General features: G+C 69.2%; 11 protein-coding genes. 10 read left to right on the forward strand and 1 reads right to left on the reverse strand.

Annotated elements, in window-relative coordinates:
• Positions 1–9 precede the first annotated feature (9 nt).
• Entirely contained in the window at positions 10–186 is a 177-nt protein-coding gene (locus ACH4S8_RS14080) for a hypothetical protein (protein ID WP_398393452.1), read from the reverse strand.
• 550 nt (positions 187–736) lie between these two features.
• On the opposite strand from ACH4S8_RS14080, the gene ACH4S8_RS14085 reads away from it, so the two are divergent.
• From ACH4S8_RS14085 to ACH4S8_RS14130, 10 genes are all read left to right on the forward strand, one after another.
• A complete protein-coding gene (locus ACH4S8_RS14085) occupies positions 737–3,001 on the forward strand; it encodes an N-acetylmuramoyl-L-alanine amidase (RefSeq protein ID WP_398393454.1) in 2,265 nt (754 codons plus the stop codon).
• Between the two features lie 480 nt (positions 3,002–3,481).
• Entirely contained in the window at positions 3,482–9,652 is a 6,171-nt protein-coding gene (locus tag ACH4S8_RS14090) for a DNRLRE domain-containing protein (protein WP_398394099.1), read from the forward strand.
• Between the two features lie 147 nt (positions 9,653–9,799).
• Positions 9,800–10,084 carry a hypothetical protein gene (locus ACH4S8_RS14095; protein ID WP_398393456.1) on the forward strand — a complete coding sequence of 95 codons (285 nt, stop codon included), beginning with the start codon at positions 9,800–9,802 and terminating at the stop codon, positions 10,082–10,084.
• Between the two features lie 396 nt (positions 10,085–10,480).
• The gene (locus ACH4S8_RS14100; protein ID WP_398393458.1) at positions 10,481–10,609 is read left to right on the forward strand and encodes a hypothetical protein; all 129 of its coding nucleotides are present in this window, start codon (positions 10,481–10,483) and stop codon (positions 10,607–10,609) included.
• 303 nt (positions 10,610–10,912) lie between these two features.
• The gene (locus ACH4S8_RS14105) at positions 10,913–12,865 is read left to right on the forward strand and encodes an N-acetylmuramoyl-L-alanine amidase (protein ID WP_398393460.1); all 1,953 of its coding nucleotides are present in this window, start codon (positions 10,913–10,915) and stop codon (positions 12,863–12,865) included.
• Positions 12,866–13,082: 217 nt separating this feature from the next.
• Positions 13,083–13,580, forward strand: coding sequence for a winged helix-turn-helix transcriptional regulator (locus tag ACH4S8_RS14110; protein WP_398393462.1), 498 nt, complete (start codon positions 13,083–13,085; stop codon positions 13,578–13,580).
• Between the two features lie 154 nt (positions 13,581–13,734).
• Positions 13,735–14,259 (forward strand): SRPBCC family protein, encoded by a 525-nt coding sequence (locus tag ACH4S8_RS14115; RefSeq protein ID WP_398393464.1) that lies wholly within the window; start codon positions 13,735–13,737, stop codon positions 14,257–14,259.
• Complete coding sequence (locus ACH4S8_RS14120; RefSeq protein ID WP_398393466.1) at positions 14,259–15,380, forward strand: LLM class flavin-dependent oxidoreductase; 1,122 nt, start codon at positions 14,259–14,261, stop codon at positions 15,378–15,380. The genes ACH4S8_RS14115 and ACH4S8_RS14120 overlap by 1 nt, the downstream gene beginning before the upstream one ends.
• A 186-nt stretch (positions 15,381–15,566) precedes the next feature.
• Positions 15,567–16,100 carry a hypothetical protein gene (locus ACH4S8_RS14125; protein WP_398393468.1) on the forward strand — a complete coding sequence of 178 codons (534 nt, stop codon included), beginning with the start codon at positions 15,567–15,569 and terminating at the stop codon, positions 16,098–16,100.
• Positions 16,101–16,306: 206 nt separating this feature from the next.
• Positions 16,307–17,659, forward strand: a complete 1,353-nt coding sequence (locus tag ACH4S8_RS14130) for a hypothetical protein (protein ID WP_398393470.1) — start codon at positions 16,307–16,309, stop codon at positions 17,657–17,659.
• The last annotated feature ends 48 nt before the right edge of the window (positions 17,660–17,707 follow it).

The raw sequence follows: 17,707 nt of genomic DNA on the forward strand, positions 1-17,707 counted from the left end.
GCTGGCGGGCTACTTCTTGGTGGTGCGGCGCCCTCTGGTCGCGGCAGCCGCGCGCCACGCGCGCAGGTCGTCGTCGGTGAGCCCGTGCTTGCCCTGTTCCATCTGTCGGTCGCCCTCGAAGAACTCGGCGGACGTCGCTCGGCGTGCAGCCAGGACCCAGGGGTCGCGAGGGTGCCGGGTGCTCATCTCTCTTCGGCCGGTCCGGCGTCGGTGCCGACGCCGTCGTGCCCGGCGCTCCGAAGGCTCGTCCAGGGGCGTCACGCCGTCCCCCACCCCGGTGGGCTCGCACGACGCCTGGCGGCCGCCGTAGGAGTTCGTCCGGGTGAGGCGTGGCGCCTTTATCGCATCAACTCGTTCCGAGTGGAATTCGAAGGAGATCTCACACCGTTTTCATACTCTCGGACGGGCATTTCGGTGGCGAAGTCCGAAAGTGCGCGAGGGGCTTGTCCGTATTGTTTATGTCGTCGATTTGGCTGTCGTCCCAGTCCCGCGATCAAGGCTCAAGAGTCTCATTTGTGTCAATGCTGTGATTCCGGCGGTATCTCGCCTCCGCAGTTTCGAGGAGTGGGCTCAGTGGGCACCGTCACGGAAAAGTCTGTTCTCCGGTGTCCATTTCGGCACGTAATGGGTTCACAGGTTTTCCGTTACTCTGACGGCCGATAGTTGTGGCACACGCCGGTTTGAGGAGATCTCCCGGTGTGCGATGCCGTCAGGCATGGAGGGGCGTCCGATCAATATGAACAAACGAAGAGCGTGGGTCGCTGCGGCGGTCGTGGCGGCGGGGGTGGGCGGTGTCGCTGTTCTTCAGGGATTTCCAGGGGACTCCGGGGGGAACGACGACGGCCAGGACAAGCCGGTCACGGGGCCGGTGCAGGCTCATGTGCGCTCTGCTGCCTTAACGGTCGACGGCGACCGCGGCGAGATTCCCCGGCGTGACACCCGGCCGTTCAGTCTGGTGGGCCTGTCGTGGACGAAGCCGACCGCCGAGCTGCCCGGCTCGGTCGAGGTGCGCGCCCGCAGCGCCCGCAGTGGTGCCTGGGGGTCCTGGAAGTCGCTGGACGTCGGCGGTCGTGGCGCCGCGGCCGAGGAGAGCAGGCGCGGTGCCACCGAGCCGGCCTGGGTGGGCCCGTCGGACGGCGTGCAGGTGCGCGTCGACGGCCGGGGCTCCGCTCTTCCGGCCGGACTGCGGCTGGAGATGGTCGATCCGGGCAAGGGCTCCGCCGCCGTCAGCCCCGAGCCGGCCGCCTACGCCGTCGATGCGGAGCCCAGCGACGAGGCGACCGACACTCCGTCCGACGCGGTGACCACCACCCCGGAAGAAGGCGGATCCACGCCCCCGCCGACGGCGGCGGACGAATCCGCAACCCCCTCGCCCGGCGAGAGCGCTTCGGGCAGCGCCCCGGCGGCAACGGCCGATCCCACCGCTTCGGCCACGGCTTCGGCACCCGCTTCGGCCAGTGCTTCGCCGACCGCGACGGTGCCGCCGGCGCCGACGTCCACGGCCCCGAAGCCCGTCATCGTGACCCGGGCCCAGTGGGGGGCCGATGAGTCGCTGAACGACGAAGCGCCCGGCTACGGCACGGAGATCAAGGTGGTCTTCGTCCACCACACCGTGGACGCCAACACGTACACCTGCGCCGAGTCCGCCGCTCTGGTCCGCGCCATCCGGGCGTACCACATCAAGAGCAACGGGTGGAAGGACATCGGCTACAACTTCCTCGTGGACAAGTGCGGCACCATCTTCGAGGGCCGCAAGGGCGGTGTGGACCAGCCGGTGATCGGGGCCCACAACCCGGGTTTCAACACCAACTCCGCCGGCATCGCCGTCCTCGGCGAGTACTCCTCGATCGATGCGTCCGCCGCCGCCAAGGCCTCGGTCGCGCAGATCGCCGCGTGGAAGCTCGGCCAGTACAAGCACGACCCGGCGGGCAAGGTCGATCTGACGGCCAGTATGGACAACGGCAAGTTCAAGCTCGGTCAGACCGCGTCGTTCTACCGTATATCGGGCCACCGCGACGGCTACTTCACCGAGTGCCCCGGCAACAAGCTGTACGCCTCCATACCCGAGATCCGCGCCCTGGCCGGCGGTCCCGTCACCGGACTCGCCCTCAAGTCCTTCACCGGTGCGGGCCTGTCCGGCACCACGGCGTACACCAAGGGCTCGTTCACGGTGAACTGGACGACGACGACGCCGTCGGCCTTCGTCCGGCGCTTCGACGTTCTCGTGGACGGGAAGGTCGCCACCACGGGCGGCCCGACGGCCACATCGGCCCCACTGACCCTCACCCCGGGCAGTCACACCCTGGCCGTGCGCGCCACCCACATCTCGGGGGAGACGACGGTGACGCCCGGCACCACCGTCGTCGCCGAGACCACCGCGCCGACCTTCTCCACCAAGCCGTCGCTGTCGCTGCGTACCGGAACCGTCGACACGACCGCCGTCCCGGTGACGCTGAGCTGGAAGGGTGCCGACAACACCGCCCTGAAGGAGGTCCGCCTCACCAAGCCGTCCGCGCACACCTACGGGCCCACCGTCACCAGCGCCGCGCTGACCGCGAACTCCGGCACGGCCGGCACCTGGTCGATGACCGCGTACGACTACGCCGGAAACGCCGCTTCCGCCTCCCTGACCGCCACCCCGACGATCCTCCAGGAGACCTCCGCGACCCGGACCGGTACCTGGACGACGAAGACGTCCAGCAGCTACCTGGGCGGCAAGTCGTACAGCAGCACCTCCAAGAACGCCTCGCTCAGCTGGACGTTCACCGGCCGCTCGGCCGCATGGGTCGTCTCCCGCGCCGCCGGCTCCGGCCAGGCGGACATCTACGTCGACGGCGTCAAGGCCACCACGGTGGACATGAAATCGGCCACCACCGTGTACCGCACCGTGCAGTGGACCAAGACCTGGTCGGCCGGCGGCACCCACACCGTGAAGATCGTGGTCACGGGTACCGCGGGACGCCCGACCGTCACGACCGACGGGCTCGTCTACCTCAAGTAGGGCCTCGCGATTCCCGGCCGGGCGGCGCTTCACGCGCCGCCCGGCCCTTTTGCGCGTCCGGCGAACAAGCTGTCTGCATTTGCCGACACCGGCGTGGATGGCGCTTTCTCCGTGTGCTGACGGGGTTTTCCGTCCACTTCGAATTCGTCCCGTCGGTGCCTCCTATCGCGATGCGGTGATGGCCTGTTTCGTGCGCTGGAATGGCTGAAACGAATGCGTCAGGAGCGTTTTGCGGCCATCCCTTCCTTCTCTTTATAAATGTTTTACCTGTTTATTTTGAACCCAAGTGATCTTGGTGCCGTGGTGGGCGTTTGGCCCCTTTTTGGGCTCGGCTAGCTTTGCGGATGCCCTGTTGATCATGGGGTTTCTGTGGACGTGGGAGCTTGAATGCGTAGGAAAGTGGGAGTCGGGCGCAGACCTGGCTTGCTGGAACCCGGGCGTACGTGGAGCCGGGGCATGGCCGGTTCGCTGGCGCTCACGATGGCGGTGACCGTGCTTGCGGGTACGGAGAATGCCTGGGGTGTGGGTGATGGTGCACGGTCTGACGTTGCGAGCAAACCGGCGAAGCATTACCCCTCGTCGGCTGCGGACCTGGCGTCGGCGCGGGTGCTGGCCCGTCTGTCGGGCAAGAAGGTCGAGGCCTTAAGCGAGCGGACGGAGACGTCCACGACGTGGGTGAACGCCAATGGCTCGCTGACGACGGAGCTGTCGGCCGGTCCGGTGCGGTTCAAGGACGCGGGCAAGTGGCGTTCGGTCGACCTGGATCTGCGGGCGGTCGGGGGGCGGGTGGAGCCCAAGGCCCACCCGCGGGGGCTGAGTCTGGGCGGCGGCCAGGCCGCGTCGGCCGGTGCGAAGCGGTCCGCTTCGGCGGTACATGACCTGGTGACGCTGGGCGAGGGCGACCGGCAGATCGCCCTGCAGTGGAAGGGCGATCTGCCCAGGCCGAAGCTGAAGGGCAACCGTGCCACCTACAAGGGTGCCGCTTCCGGCGCGGACGTGGTGGTCGAGGCGACCCGTACCGGCTTCGAGCAGTACGTCGTCCTCGGCGCCCGCCCCGGCAACGGCTACTCCTACACGCTGCCGCTGAAGGCCAAGGGCCTGAAGGTACGTCAGCTGAAGGACGGGAGCCTGCTCTTCACTGACAAGAAGGGCAAGAAGCAGGCGACCATGCCCGCCCCGGTGATGTGGGACGCGCGGGTGGACAAGGTCTCCGGTGAGCACACGCACCAGGCGCCGGTCAAGGTGAAGGTCGTCCGCGCCAAGGGGACCATCAACCTGGTGTTCACCCCGGACGCGAAGTTCCTCGCCGACCCGAAGACGCAGTACCCGGTCACGGTCGACCCCTCGACCTCGGCGCTGTCCAACGTGTTCGACACCTACGTCCAGCAGGGCGAGACGGTCGACTGGTCCAGCGACGTCGAACTCGACATGGGCAACCCGGGCACGACCAACAGCGACGGCACACCACGCACGGCCCGTTCCTTCATCACCTGGAACACCGCGCCGATCTCGGACTCGCTGGTCTCCAGCGCGAAGCTGAGCCTGTGGAACTTCCACTCGGGCAACACCGACTGCAAGGCATACCCCTGGGGCGTCTACAGCACGGGCAAGGCGTCCACCGCCTCGCGCTGGACCTCCCAGCCGACCTGGGCCGACACCGCCTCGGCAACCTCGACGGAGACCAAGGGCAATCCCGGCTGCACCTCGGCTCCGGACGGCTGGGTCAACGCCGATGTCACCAATCTGGTGCAGACGTGGGCATCGGCGAAGAACGCCACCTCCGGCATGGGCCTGCAGGCGCCGAGTGAGGCGGCGACCGCGCAGTGGAAGCGGTTCAACTCGGCGAACGCCGCGTCGAACCCTCCCAAGCTGACGGTGACCTACAACTACCGGCCCAAGACCGGGACCGACCAGCAGGCCGGCCCGCCGTTCTTCCAGGACGCCTCAGGTGCCTGGTACGTCAACACGACGACGCCGACGCTGCGCGACACCTTCATCGATGTCAACAACGACAAGGTCGACGGCACCTTCGAGGTTGACGACGCCACCACCAACGCGCAGGTCGGCAACTACCTGGTCTCTCCCTACGTGCCCTCCGGGCAGCCCGCGTCGGTGACGGTTCCCTCGGGTCTGCTCACCAACGGCAAGACCTACAAGTTCCGCACCAACCCCTACGACGGCCTGCACTACAACAACGACTGGTCGGCGTACGCCACGTTCACCGTCGACACCTCCGCCCCGTCCGCGCCGACCGCGGTGACCTCCACCGACTATCCCTCCGCCTCGTGGGTCAAGGGCGTCGGCCAGGCGGGCGTGTTCAAGGTGACGCCTCCGTCGGGTGACCAGAACGGCATCGAGTGGTCGCTGGACGGAACGACCTGGACGAAGGTGGCCACCTCCGGCACCACCCCGGTCAGCATCACCGTCAAGCCGGCCAAGGCGGGCACCAACACCCTTCAGGTGCGGGCGACGGACAAGGCGGACAACAAGTCCGAGGCCCTGTCCTACAGCTTCCACGTCGGCCCCGGCGGTGTCACCAGCCCCGACGAGGGCACCCGCACCGCCGCCCGGCTGCCGCTGGCCGCCGAGGCGGACGGCTCGAAGTTCGACAAGGTGACCTTCTCCTGGCGCCGTGGCGAGGCCGACACCTGGACGCCCGTTCCCACCGGTGACGTGACGGTCGCGGGCCAGCAGCTGTCGGCGTGGCCGGTGGCTCTGACCAGCGGCAAGAGCCCGAAGCTGACGTGGAACGCCACGTCCACGGTCAATCCGGACGGCGCGGTGCAGGTCCGGGCCGACTTCACCGGCCCCTCCAGCGCCTCCGCTTCCTCGGACCCGGTCAACGCCACCGTCGACCGCAACGCCGACGGTGCCGTGAGCGAGAATGTCGGACCGGGTTCGCTGAACCTGCTGACCGGCGACTACACGCTCTCCGACAACGACGCCTCGGCCTTCGGCCTGTCCGTCGACCGCACCGCCTCCTCCCGCTCCCCGCAGGCCGGGGCGGGCACCGGCCAGCAGGCGCCGATCTTCGGCAAGGAATGGCTTTACGGAGCCGCCGGCGACCAGACCTCCACCCCGTGGACGGTGCTGCAGAAGACGTCGGTGACGTCGGTGAGCATCGGTGCGTCGGGTGATGACACGCACCTGAACTTCACCCAGAACGCCGCGAAGACCGGCTGGATACCCGAGGTCGGCGCCGAGGACTACACCCTCACCGGTGACTTCAGCGGCAACTTCACCCTGAAGAACACCGAGGGCGAGGTCACCACCTTCACCCCGGCGGGCGCCAGCACCACCTTGTGGAACGCTTCCACCTCCTACCTGGACGGCCTGGCCGGCACCACGACCACCGCCGTCAGCGAAGCGGTCACCCTGGGCGAGAACAAGACCTCCCGCCCCAAGCTGATCATCGCCCCGACCTCGGCCGTCACGGCCTCGGCATGCGCGGCCGACCCGTCGGTCAAGGGCTGCCGGGTGCTGCAGTTCGTCTACGCCACCGCCACCACCGCGGCCGGCTCCGCGCTGGGCGACTTCAAGGACCAGGTCTCGGCGATCAAGCTGTGGTCGACCGTGCCCGGGGCCTCCCTGTCCACCGTGCAGACCATCGCCTCCTACGCCTACGACGACAGCGGCCGGCTGCGCGAGCAGTGGGACCCGCGCATCAGCCCCGCGCTGAAGACCGCCTACACCTACGACAGCGCAGGCCGCGTCACCACGCTGACCCCGGCCGGACAGCTGCCGTGGACCTTCACCTACGGGCAGGCAGGATCCAACCCGGCCGCCGGCGACGGCATGCTGCTGAAGGCCTCCCGCCCCAGCCTCACCCCGGGCAGCGCGAGCCAGACCAACGGCACCGCCGCCACCAGCATCGTCTACGGCGTCCCGCTGACCGGCACGTCCGCGCCGGAAGACCTCGGCACCTCGGCCCTGGCCTCCTGGGCACAGACCGACACCCCCAGTGACGCCACCGCGGTCTTCCCCGCCGACCAGGTGCCCGCCGGCAACGACGGCAGCACCCTGACCGCAAGCTCCTACACCCGGGCGGACATCCACTACCTGGACGCCTCCGGCCGTGAGGTCGACGAGGCCACCCCCGGCCACCACATCACGGTCACCGAGTACGACCAGTTCGGCAACACGATCAGGTCACTGACCGCGGCCAACCGCGAACTGGCCCTGGGTGGCACCGCCGACCAGCGGAACCGGCTGACCACACTCGGCATCATCAACCTGTCCTCCGCCGAGCGCGCCCAGCTGCTGTCGGCCACCACCGTCTACAACGCCGCCGGCACCAGCGTGCTCGAAGAGGACGGGCCGCTGCACCAGGTCGTCCTCGCCTCCAAGCTGATGAACGGCACGGCCACCGCCGCACAGGCCGGCAGCACGGTCATCGCCCGTACCCAGACCCTCAAGGAGTACGACAGCGGCCGCCCCACCGACGGCACCGCGGCGGTACAGGACCAGGTCACCAAGCAGACCGTGGGCGCCCAGCTTCGGGCCTGGCCCACGCTGACCGCCGACCCCAAGGTCACGACCATCGGCTACGACTGGGGCAAGGGCGTGGCCACCACCAGCACCGCCGACCCGGGCGGCCTGGCGCTGACCACGACCACCACCTTCGACAGCCAGGGCCGCGTCACCAAGACCCAGCGGCCCGCCTCCACCGGCACCGACGCCGGCGCCACCCAGACCAGCTACTACACAGGGGATGGAACCGGCACCTGCGGCGGCAGGCCGGAATGGGCCGACGCGGTCTGCCAGACCGGCCCCGTCGCGGCGATCACCGGCGGCGGCTCGAACCCGACGCAGTTGCCGCTCAAGACCTTTGAGTACGACGCGCTCGGACAGACGACCAAGGTCACCGAGACCGCCAACAGCGTCACCCGCACCACCACGAACGGTTACGACACCGCCGGCAGGCCCACCACCGTGACCGTCTCAGGGGGCGTCGGGGCAGCCGTCCCCGCCACGACCAAGTCGTACGACCCCACCACCGGTGATGAGACCAAGCAGACCTCCACGGCCGGGGGCACCATCACCCAGACGTTCGACCAGCTGGGCCGTCAGATGTCCTACACGGATGCCGACGGCGGTACCACCAGCACCCAGTACGACACGCTCGACAGGCCCACCGTCGTCACCGACAACGTGCCGTCGACCACCACTTACACCTACGACGCCGCCATCGACCCACGAGGGCTGGCCACTTCGGTGACCGACTCCGTCGCCGGCACCTTCTCCGCCCGCTACGACGCCGACGGCGCGGTGACGAGCCAGGGCCTGCCCGGTGGCTACACCATGCAGCAGGACCTGGATCCGGCCGGACGTCCCGTCGCACGCACCTACACCCGCAACAGCGACGGCACCGTGCTGGTGTCCGACAGCGTCGCCACGACCGTGCAGGGCCAGTTGGCCACCCACACCGGCACGCCCGGTGTGACAGCCTCCCAGACCTACACCTACGACAAGGCAAGCCGCCTCAGCCAGGTGCAGGACACCGGCGCCGACGCGGTCTGCACCACCCGTTCCTACACCTTCGACAAGAACAGCAACCGCAAGGCGCTCGCGACCGCCGTGGCGACCCCGGGCACCGACTGCACCACCACCGGCAGCACAAGCACCTCCTACACCTACGACAGCGCCGACCGGCTGGTGAACACCGGCTACACCTACGACGCCTTCGGCCGCACCGCCGCACTGCCGGGCACCACGCTGGCCTACTTCGCCAACGACCTCGTCCAGCAGCAGACCGCCGGCACTCAGCGTCAGACCTGGACCCTGGACTCCGGTCTGCGGTTCCGTTCCTGGACCACCGAGTCCAACGCCTCCGGCACCTGGACCCAGACCGGATCCAAGCTCAACCACTACGACTCCGACGGGGACGACCCGCGCTGGATCGTGGAGGACACCGCGAGCGGGGCCCTCAGCCGCAACGTCGACGGACCCGACGGCGCTCTCGTCGCCACCACCGGCAAGTCGGGTGGCGCGGTCCTCCTGCTGTCGAACCTGCACAGCGACGTCACTCTCGCGCTGCCGGTCGACACCAGTGTGGCGCCCACCGTCTTCGACGCCGACGAGTACGGCAACCCGCGGGCGGATCAGCCGGCGGCCCGCTACGACTGGCTGGGCGGCAAGCAGCGTTCGTCCGAGACCGTCACCGGCCTCACCCTGATGGGCGTCCGCCTGTACGACCCGGCCACCGGCCGGTTCCTCCAGGTCGACCCGGTCGCAGGCGGCAGTTGCAACAGCTACGACTACGTCTGCGGCGACCCGGTCAACATGGTCGACCTCGACGGAAGAATGGCCGCGATCGCCCTCGTCGGAGCCGCCGGCCTCGGAGTGAGCGCCAGCACTGCGCTCTGCATCATCGGCGTCGCCGCGGTCGTCGCGATCATCGCTCTCATCTGGTGGTACGGCAAGAGCTGGGCCATCCACAAGGTCCGGGTCCTGTGGAATGAGTCCAAGAAGTCCGGCAAGGAGAAGGGCAACGATGTACCCGACTTCGCGAAGGGCCAGCGGAGGCATGCGGGGGAAACGCTTGACAAGGCCGTGGACCGAGTGATGAAGCACGGAAATTACCGACCTCCTTACAAGAAGGGGCCCAGGTCGGTCTACAACAAGGTCAGGAAGTACCTGTCCAGGAACTGAAATAGCCTGTGCGACGATCAGTCGCACCGGACGGCCGGCCAGCGTGGCCGGCCGTCCGGCGGCCCGGGTTCGCGCCGACTTCCCGTGCATCATCCACAGGCGCCCATCTTTTGACCCATCAAAATACAAGAAAGGCTGCGAAACGATATGGACGAGTCCGGCAAGGTCTACCTGCTGTCGCACGTACATCACAAGGCCGAGGAAGACGGAATGATTCGGCACTTCGCGGATCCTGATGACTTCTGGTCCGATGAAGAAGGCGGGGACGACGTTAAACACCTCGGCGTCTATTCGAGCCGCGAACGGGCACAGGAACGCATCGAGCGCGCCCGTACGCTTCCCGGGTTCGCCGACGAACCCAACTGCTTTTACATCGAAGAGGCCGTGATTGATGAGGACCAGTGGACAGAGGGGTACGTAACGGTGTATTAACGGCGGCCAGCTGTGCTCTGTATGGAGTTCCGGCGCCTCGATGAACACTCCCTGGAAGGCTGAGGGGGCGAGGTAATCGAAAGCTGTAGCCGCTGGTCGCGGGATCCTGTTGGTCAACGGGTGACTGCGATAGACCCTCCACTGTGGGGAGAACTGCACCCTTTATGAGCGTCTGGTGGTCTTACGTGATATGAGGCACCAGCGTATTTGGGTCGATCTTCACGTATGGCGTGCGGGCTGGAGGATTTGGTTGGGTGCGGGCGGAGTGGCTTTCGCCCTCGTGTGTGGAAGTGGAATGCGGGGCACCGCATGGAGCTGGAATCAGAGGTGGCAGAAATGCGCTCACCGGATCACAAACCCGACCGTATCGGGTCCGTCGTCGCTTCTGTCGCGAGTGTGAGCAGCCTGTACGTGGCTCACCTCGTCGCGCCCGGGCTGTCGCTCGGTCTGCTGCTCGTGCCTGGGATCCTCGTGGGTACGGTCATCGCGATAGTGGTGCGCAAGCCGAAGAGAAGAGGGCAGTAGGCTGATCCGGTAAGCCTTGTGGCGTGCCGATGATGCCAGTACTGCGGCGCGCCGCATGAGATGTCCGGCGACCTTTGGTGGATTTCTCGTCGACCGGAGGCCGTCATCTTCGAGGTCATGGTCATTTTTTCCATGGCTTCTTGTGGTGGTTTCGTCACTCGTTCGCGGAAAATGATTCCTTCCGCGGCTGGAATATGTCCCAAAGTTCCCTGTTTTTCTCCTCGAAGGGGCGTCGACCTCCTGCCGTCCGGCAGATGCGCGAGCCGGCCGCTCCTTCCCTTTTGCCCTGGAGTACGGAAACACGTGAAGACGAAGAGAACGGCGGACAGCGCTGCCCGAAAGCTCGGGGCGCGCCGTCGGTTGATCGGTTTAGCCGCAGCGAGCGCGCTGACCGCGGGAGCCCTGACCGCCCTGGTGCCGACGGCCGCACAGGCCGGAACCGCCGCGCAGGCGGGTGCCGCCACCCCGTCCGGATCGAGCGCGCTGCAGCACGCCTTCGTGGCCGCCGCCGCCAAGTACCACGTCCCCCTCGGGGTGTTGCTCGCCGTGGCGTACCAGGAGTCGGCGTGGGACGCCCACTCCGGGCAGATGAGCACCAGCGGCGGCTACGGGCCGATGCACCTCACCGACGTCACCGCCGCCATGCTGGCCGGCGGTCCGGCCGGAGCGGTCGGGCGGGGCGATCTCGCGGACAGGGCGAAGGACCCCGCCCTGCACACGCTGCGGGCCGCGGCGAAGCTCACCGGGCTGACCCCCGCCGAGCTGCGTGAGGACCCCGCGGCGAACATCGCGGGTGGTGCCGCGCTTCTGGCGTCCTATCAGAAGGCCGTGTCCGGTGGCCGGTCCTCGGACGCGGGCCAGTGGTACGGAGCGGTGGCCCGCTACAGCGGCTCGTCGCAGAAGAGGAGCGCCACCGCCTTCGCCGACCGTGTCTTCGCCACCGTCAGGTCCGGGGCCACGCGCGTGACCCAGGACGGTCAGCGGGTGTCACTGGGTGCCGACAGCAAGGTCCGTGTCGCGACAGGGCAGTTGGGCAAGCTCTCGCTGGCCGGTGTCGCGGCGACGGCGGCGACCGAGTGTCCGGCGGAGGTCTCGTGCACCTTCGTGCCGGCGGCTTCGTCCAACGGCCAGGTCTCCAACCGTCCGGCCAACGGCATCAGGATCGACACGATCGTCATCCACGACACCGAGTCGTCGTACGCGTCGGCCATCGCGACGTTCCAGAACGCGGGCGGCAGTTCCGCGCACTACGTGATGCGGGCCTCGGACGGCGCGGTGACGCAGATGGTGTCCACCAAGGACATCGCCTACCACGCCGGCAACTACTCGACGAACCTGCACTCCATCGGCATCGAGCACGAGGGCTACGCCGCGCACGGGGGCACCTGGTACACCGAGGCGCAGTACGAGGCCACGGCGTCCCTGGTGCGCTACCTCGCGGACCGCTTCGGCATCCCGCTGGACCGTGAGCACATCATCGGCCACGACAACGTCGCCGGTCCGAACTCCAGCCTCGTCGCGGGCATGCACTGGGACCCGGGCGCGTCCTGGGACTGGGAGCACCTGATGAGCCTGCTCGGCGCTCCGGCGGCGGGCGAGCACGGGGTCGGGCCGGTCGGCTCGGCGGTGACGATCACCCCCGGCTTCACCGAGAACCAGCAGACCGTGCAGGTCTGTCCCGGTGACGATCCCACCGGTGCCACTCCTTCGTGCACCGAGCGGCAGCAGTCCTCCAACTTCGTCTTCCTGCGCACCGCGCCCGGTGACACGGCCCCGCTCTTCGGCGATCAGGCCATTCACAAGGGTGCTGCGGGCACCGACCGGATCAGCGACTGGGGCTCCACCGCCCAGGCGGGGCAGCAGTTCGTGGTGGCCGACGCCGACGGCGACTGGACCGCCATCTGGTACAGCGGCTCCAAGGTGTGGTTCTACAACCCGGGCGGCGTCAACACCACGCCCGCGCACGACGTGACGCTGGTCTCCGCCGCGGGCACCACGCCGGTGGCGGTCTACGGCTCCAGCTACCCCGACCGGGCGGAGTACCCCGCGGGGCTGTCCCCGTCGACGCAGGCGCCGATCAGCTGGTACACGGTTCCCGTCGGTCAGGCGTACGTCGCCACCCGGCCGCCGGCCAACACCGACGACTACTTCACGTCCGGAGCGGTCGTCACCGGCGCCAAGCAGATGTACACCATCCAGTACAACCACCGTGTCGCGCTGGTCTACTCGTCGGACGTGACCGCGACCGGCGTGTGACCCCGGGCCGCAGCCCGTTCCTACGGCCCGCCGGGTGATCGACACGCGGGGGCGGGTTGAATCGGCGTACGGACAGGTGCCCGGCGCATCCCCGGATGTGCCGGGCACGCGGCCGTCCGCCGGCGGTCGCTCCACCGCGTCACCGGCCGCCGACGCGCGGCGTCCACTCCGCTCCGAGCTGCCGGGTCCATTGTCGAGACCCTCGTATGCTGGGCTCGTGAGGCGGACTTCTTTTGCGAACTGGCCCTGTTCCATCGCGCGCACGATGGATCTGCTCGGCGACTGGTGGACGCCGCTGGTGCTGCGCGAGGCGTTCTACGGGATCAAGCGGTTCGACGCGTTCCAGCAGGAGCTCGGCATCGCACGCAACACGCTGACCGACCGGCTCCGCCGGCTGGTCGACGAGGGGCTCATGGAGAAGCGGGCCTATCAGACGGACCCGGTGCGCTACGACTACGTGCTCACCGAGATGGGCCGGGACTTCTTCGGGGTGCTGGCCGCGATGAACAGCTGGGGCAACCGCTGGCTCAGCGGTGAGCAGGGGCCTCCGGTCGTCTTCCATCACGACCGCTGCGGGCACGAGAGCGAGGCCGCCGTCGTGTGCGCCGACTGCGGTGAGCCGATGACCTCCGAGGACACCCGGCCGCGGCTCGGCCCCGGCTATCCGCCGCACCTCGCCGAACGACCGGACATCCGACAGCGCTTCACCACCTGAGCGCGACTCGGCTTCCGGGTCCGCTCCCCTTCCGCTTCCGGCCGCCGTGCCGGGAGCGGTTTTCCTTGACATGACAGTCTATCTACGCAACTCTCAAGGTCAGAGCCCTAGGGCGGGTATGCCTCCTGGGGGACGAGAGGAAGGCCGGAGACTCATGGAGTGGACGGGCGCCCGCTACGCGGACCAGCCGACCGTCGAGGTGCGGACGCGGATCGACGCCTCACCGCGGCGGGTGTGGGACCTCGTCTCCGACATCCGGCTGATGCCGGACCTGAGCGCGGAGCTGCGGTCGGTCGAGTGGCTCGACGGCGTGACGGCGCCGGAAGTCGGCGCCCGGTTCGTGGGGCGCAGTAGGCACGCGTCGCTGGGGGAGTGGGAGACCACCTCGTACGTGGTGGAGTGCGAGCCGTACCGGACGTTCGCCTGGGCCGTCGGGGACCCCGGACGCCCCAGCGCCCTCTGGCGGTTCGCCCTGGAGGAGGCGGGCGGCGGAACCGAGCTGACCCAGTGGATGCGGATGGGGCCGGGCCGTTCGGGGCTCTCCTTCGCGATCGACCGGATGCCGGAGAAGGAGCAGAAGATCGTGTTCGTACGACTGCGGGAGTTCGAGCGGAGCATGACGGACACCGTCGCGGCGATCAGGAAGCTGGCCGAGAACGCGGAAGGAGCGGAGGCGTGATGCGTACCTCCACGACGATCGAGGCGTCGGCCGGCGACTGGCGGGAGACCGTCGACTTCGTGGTCGAGGCGGAGAAGCTCGGGATGGACATCTGCTGGGTCGCGGAGGCCTGGGGCTCCGAAGCGCCCTCCCCGCTGGGCTACTTGGCCGCGCGGACCGACCGGCTGCTGCTCGGCTCCGGGATCATCCAGCTCGGGACCCGCACCCCGGCGGCCATCGCCCGTGCCGCGATCACGCTCTCCAACCTCTCCGACGGACGCTTCCTCCTCGGCCTCGGCCCCTCCGGCCCCCAGGTCATCGAGGGACTGCACGGCGTGCCGTTCGCGCGCCCGCTGTCCCGGATGCGGGAAACCGTGGAGATCGTCCGGCAGGCGGTCGCCGGGGAGAAACTCTCGTACGAGGGGAGGGAGTTCACGATCCCGCTGCCCGGCGGTGAGGCGCGGCCCATGCGGATGTCCATCAGGGCCGAGCACGAACTGCCCGTCTATCTCGCCACGCTCTCGCCGAAGATGCTGCACCTGACGGGCGAGGTCGCCGACGGCTGGCTGGGCACCAGCTTCGTTCCCGAGGGCGCCAAGGAGGCGTACTTCGACCACCTGGACGCGGGTCTCGCGGCGGCGGGCCGCCGCCGCGCCGACCTCGACATCTGCCAGGGCGCCGAAGTGGCCTTCGCGGCGGACGAGGACGCGCTGCGCGCCATGGTCGCGGGCCGGAAGAAGGAACTCGCCTTCAGCCTGGGCGGAATGGGCTCCGCCACCACCAACTTCTACAACGCCGCCTACAGCAGGCAGGGCTGGGCGGAGACCGCCACGGAGATCCACGCGCGCTGGCAGGCCGGGGACCGGGACGGCGCCGCCGGACTCGTGACCGACGAGATGGTCCTCGGCACCACCCTCATCGGCACCGAGGACATGGTCCGTGAACGGCTCCGTGTCTGGCGCGCCGCGGGAGTCGACACCGTCCGCCTCTACCCCGCCGGCGAGACCCTGGACGAGCGGCTCACGACACTGGGGCGCGCGCTGGATCTCGTGGCGGAGCAGAACCGGGTGGACGCCGGACGGCCCGCGGGGGAGCCGGTGGACGCCGGGCGGTCCGCCGGGCAGCCGGTGGACGCCGAGTAGGTCCTCCGGGTCCACCCCGGTGCGGGTGACGGCCGGCACGCCGTGCGGTCCGCCGGACGGCGGTCGGCCGTCACCCGGTCGGCGGAGCTCCCGTGGCGGGCGAGGGGCGGCGGGCGGACGCTCGAACTCCCCGATGCTTCCGGCACGGGACGGCCGGCGGCCGACAGTGCAGCGAGGTGGTCGAGCATGAGCCAGGATTCTTCGAGGCCTCCGGGCCCCCCGCCCGGTGGCGGCACGGGATCCCAGCCGAGCGGCGGAGACATGCCGCTGTGGGGAGACCAGTGGTCCGGGGCCGGTCCCGCCGCCGGAGGCATGGGGCCGCCGCCCTCCGGCAGCAGTGGCTGGGCGGCGGGCGGAGTCACCTTCGCGGGCGTCCTCCTGCTGGTGAACGGCGGCCTCAACATCCTCCAGGGCATCTCCGCGATAGCCAAGGACGATGTCTACGCGCGCGTGAACGACTACGTCTACCGCATCAACCTCACCGGCTGGGGCTGGATCCTGCTGATCCTCGGTGCGATCGCCGTCGTCACCGGCTGGGGGATCCTCAAGGACGCCGGGTGGGCCCGGATCACCGGCATCGTGCTGGCGTCGCTGAGCATGCTCTTCCAGTTCATGTTCCTGCCGTACGCGCCGATCTGGTCGGTCATCCTGCTGGCCATCGACGTCTTCGTCATCTGGGCCCTGGCCACGTACCGGCCCGACGGCCGGCAACCGCGCTGACGCGCCCCCGGCCCCGCACCGAGCGGTCCCCCGCGCACCGGCCCTGCGCCGAGCGGGCGCCGCCGGGAAGGAACTGCCGCAGTGCCGTCGAACCCACGAACCGGACCGAGCGGAACGAGACGCGCCATGGACGACGTGACCGACCGGACGCGAGCAGGTCTGCCCGCGCGAGGCGCCGCGGGCATCATCGACGATCCGGAGCCGAAGTGAGCGCCGGGCACGACGGCGGCGGTGCCGCGAACGCAGGCGGCACGGGCGGCGGTGACGCACGGGAGATCGCCGAACTGCGGGCCCGGGTCGCCGAACTGGAGCGGAGCCGGCCGAGGCGCGAGCACCACCGTGTCCGGTCGACCTTCGCGGTCGTGCTGGTCCTCCTCGCCGCCCTGCTCACCCCGCTGAGCGCCGTGGCGGCCTGGTCGAGCGATCTGATCGGGAACACCGACCGGTACGTGCAGACCATGCAGCCGCTCGCCTCCGACCCCGACATCCAGAACGCCGTCGCCAACCGGGTGACCGACGCGGTGATGCAGCACGTCGACGTCGAGACGCTGCTCCAGTCGGTCGCCCCCGCCGACCGGCCCCGGCTGACCCAGGCCCTCGGGCCGATCAGCGGCGCGATCACCAGCGGCGTCAAGGACTTCGTGCACACCGTGGCGCTGAAGTTCGTCAGCAGCGACGCGTTCGCCACCCTGTGGACCGAGCTGAACCGGAGAGCGCATGCCGCCGTCGACAAGGCGCTGACCGGAAAGGGCGGCGGAGCGGTGAAGCTCACCAACGACGCCGTCGTCATCGACCTCGCCCCCGTCATCGACCAGGTCAAGCAGGCGCTCGTCAACCAGGGACTCGGCGTCGCCGCGAAGATCCCCCAGGTGCACACCAACTTCACCGTGATGACCTCCGACTCCATCGGCAAGGCCAAGAGGCTCTACCGACTGCTCGAACTCGTCGGGTTCTGGCTGCCTGTCCTGGCCCTGCTGCTGGCGGCCGGCGGTGTGCTGCTCGCCGTACGCAGGCGCCGCGCCCTGATCACGGCGGCGCTCCTCGTCGCGGGCGGGGCCGCCGTCCTCGGCATCGCGCTGTGGATCTTCCGGGAGATCTATCTCGACGGTCTCCCGGCGAACGTCTCCCAGCCCGCCGCCGCCTCGATCTACGACACCCTGGTGCGTTACCTGCGGACGTCGGTACGCCTGGTCATCACCCTCGGCATCATCGTGGCGCTGGCGGCCTGGCTGACCGGCAGCGGCCGGGCGGCGAGGCGGGTCAACGCCGCCTGGACCGGCGGCATCGGTGCCGTGCGGACCGCGACCGGGGCCGAACTCGGCGCGGTCGGAGCCTGGGTGCACCGGGTCAAGACGTGGCTCAACTGGACCGTGGTCGCGGTCGCCGCCGTCATCCTGCTGGTCTGGAACTACCCCACGGCCGCGGTGACCATCTGGATCGCCGTACTGGCCCTGCTGGCCCTGGCGATCGTCGAGTTCCTCGACGACGACGGCACCCCGCACCTGATCGGCTCCGACGGCGGGCCGACGGCGGGACCCGCGGCCAAGAGCCCGGCCTGACCGGCCGCCTCCGGCGACGGCCGCTTCCTCCTCCGGCGGCGGCCGTCT

Source organism: Streptomyces sp. NPDC021080, from assembly GCF_044333225.1.
Taxonomy (GTDB): domain Bacteria; phylum Actinomycetota; class Actinomycetes; order Streptomycetales; family Streptomycetaceae; genus Streptomyces.

Excerpts from the sequence above, each read along its gene's own strand:
- ACH4S8_RS14080 (WP_398393452.1), bottom strand. The coding sequence starts at position 186 with ATGAGCACCCGGCACCCTCGCGACCCCTGGGTCCTGGCTGCACGCCGA.
- ACH4S8_RS14085 (WP_398393454.1), top strand. The coding sequence starts at position 737 with ATGAACAAACGAAGAGCGTGGGTCGCTGCGGCGGTCGTGGCGGCGGGG.
- ACH4S8_RS14090 (WP_398394099.1), top strand. The coding sequence starts at position 3,482 with ATGGCGGTGACCGTGCTTGCGGGTACGGAGAATGCCTGGGGTGTGGGT.
- ACH4S8_RS14095 (WP_398393456.1), top strand. The coding sequence starts at position 9,800 with ATGGACGAGTCCGGCAAGGTCTACCTGCTGTCGCACGTACATCACAAG.
- ACH4S8_RS14115 (WP_398393464.1), top strand. The coding sequence starts at position 13,735 with ATGGAGTGGACGGGCGCCCGCTACGCGGACCAGCCGACCGTCGAGGTG.
- ACH4S8_RS14120 (WP_398393466.1), top strand. The coding sequence starts at position 14,259 with ATGCGTACCTCCACGACGATCGAGGCGTCGGCCGGCGACTGGCGGGAG.
- ACH4S8_RS14125 (WP_398393468.1), top strand. The coding sequence starts at position 15,567 with ATGAGCCAGGATTCTTCGAGGCCTCCGGGCCCCCCGCCCGGTGGCGGC.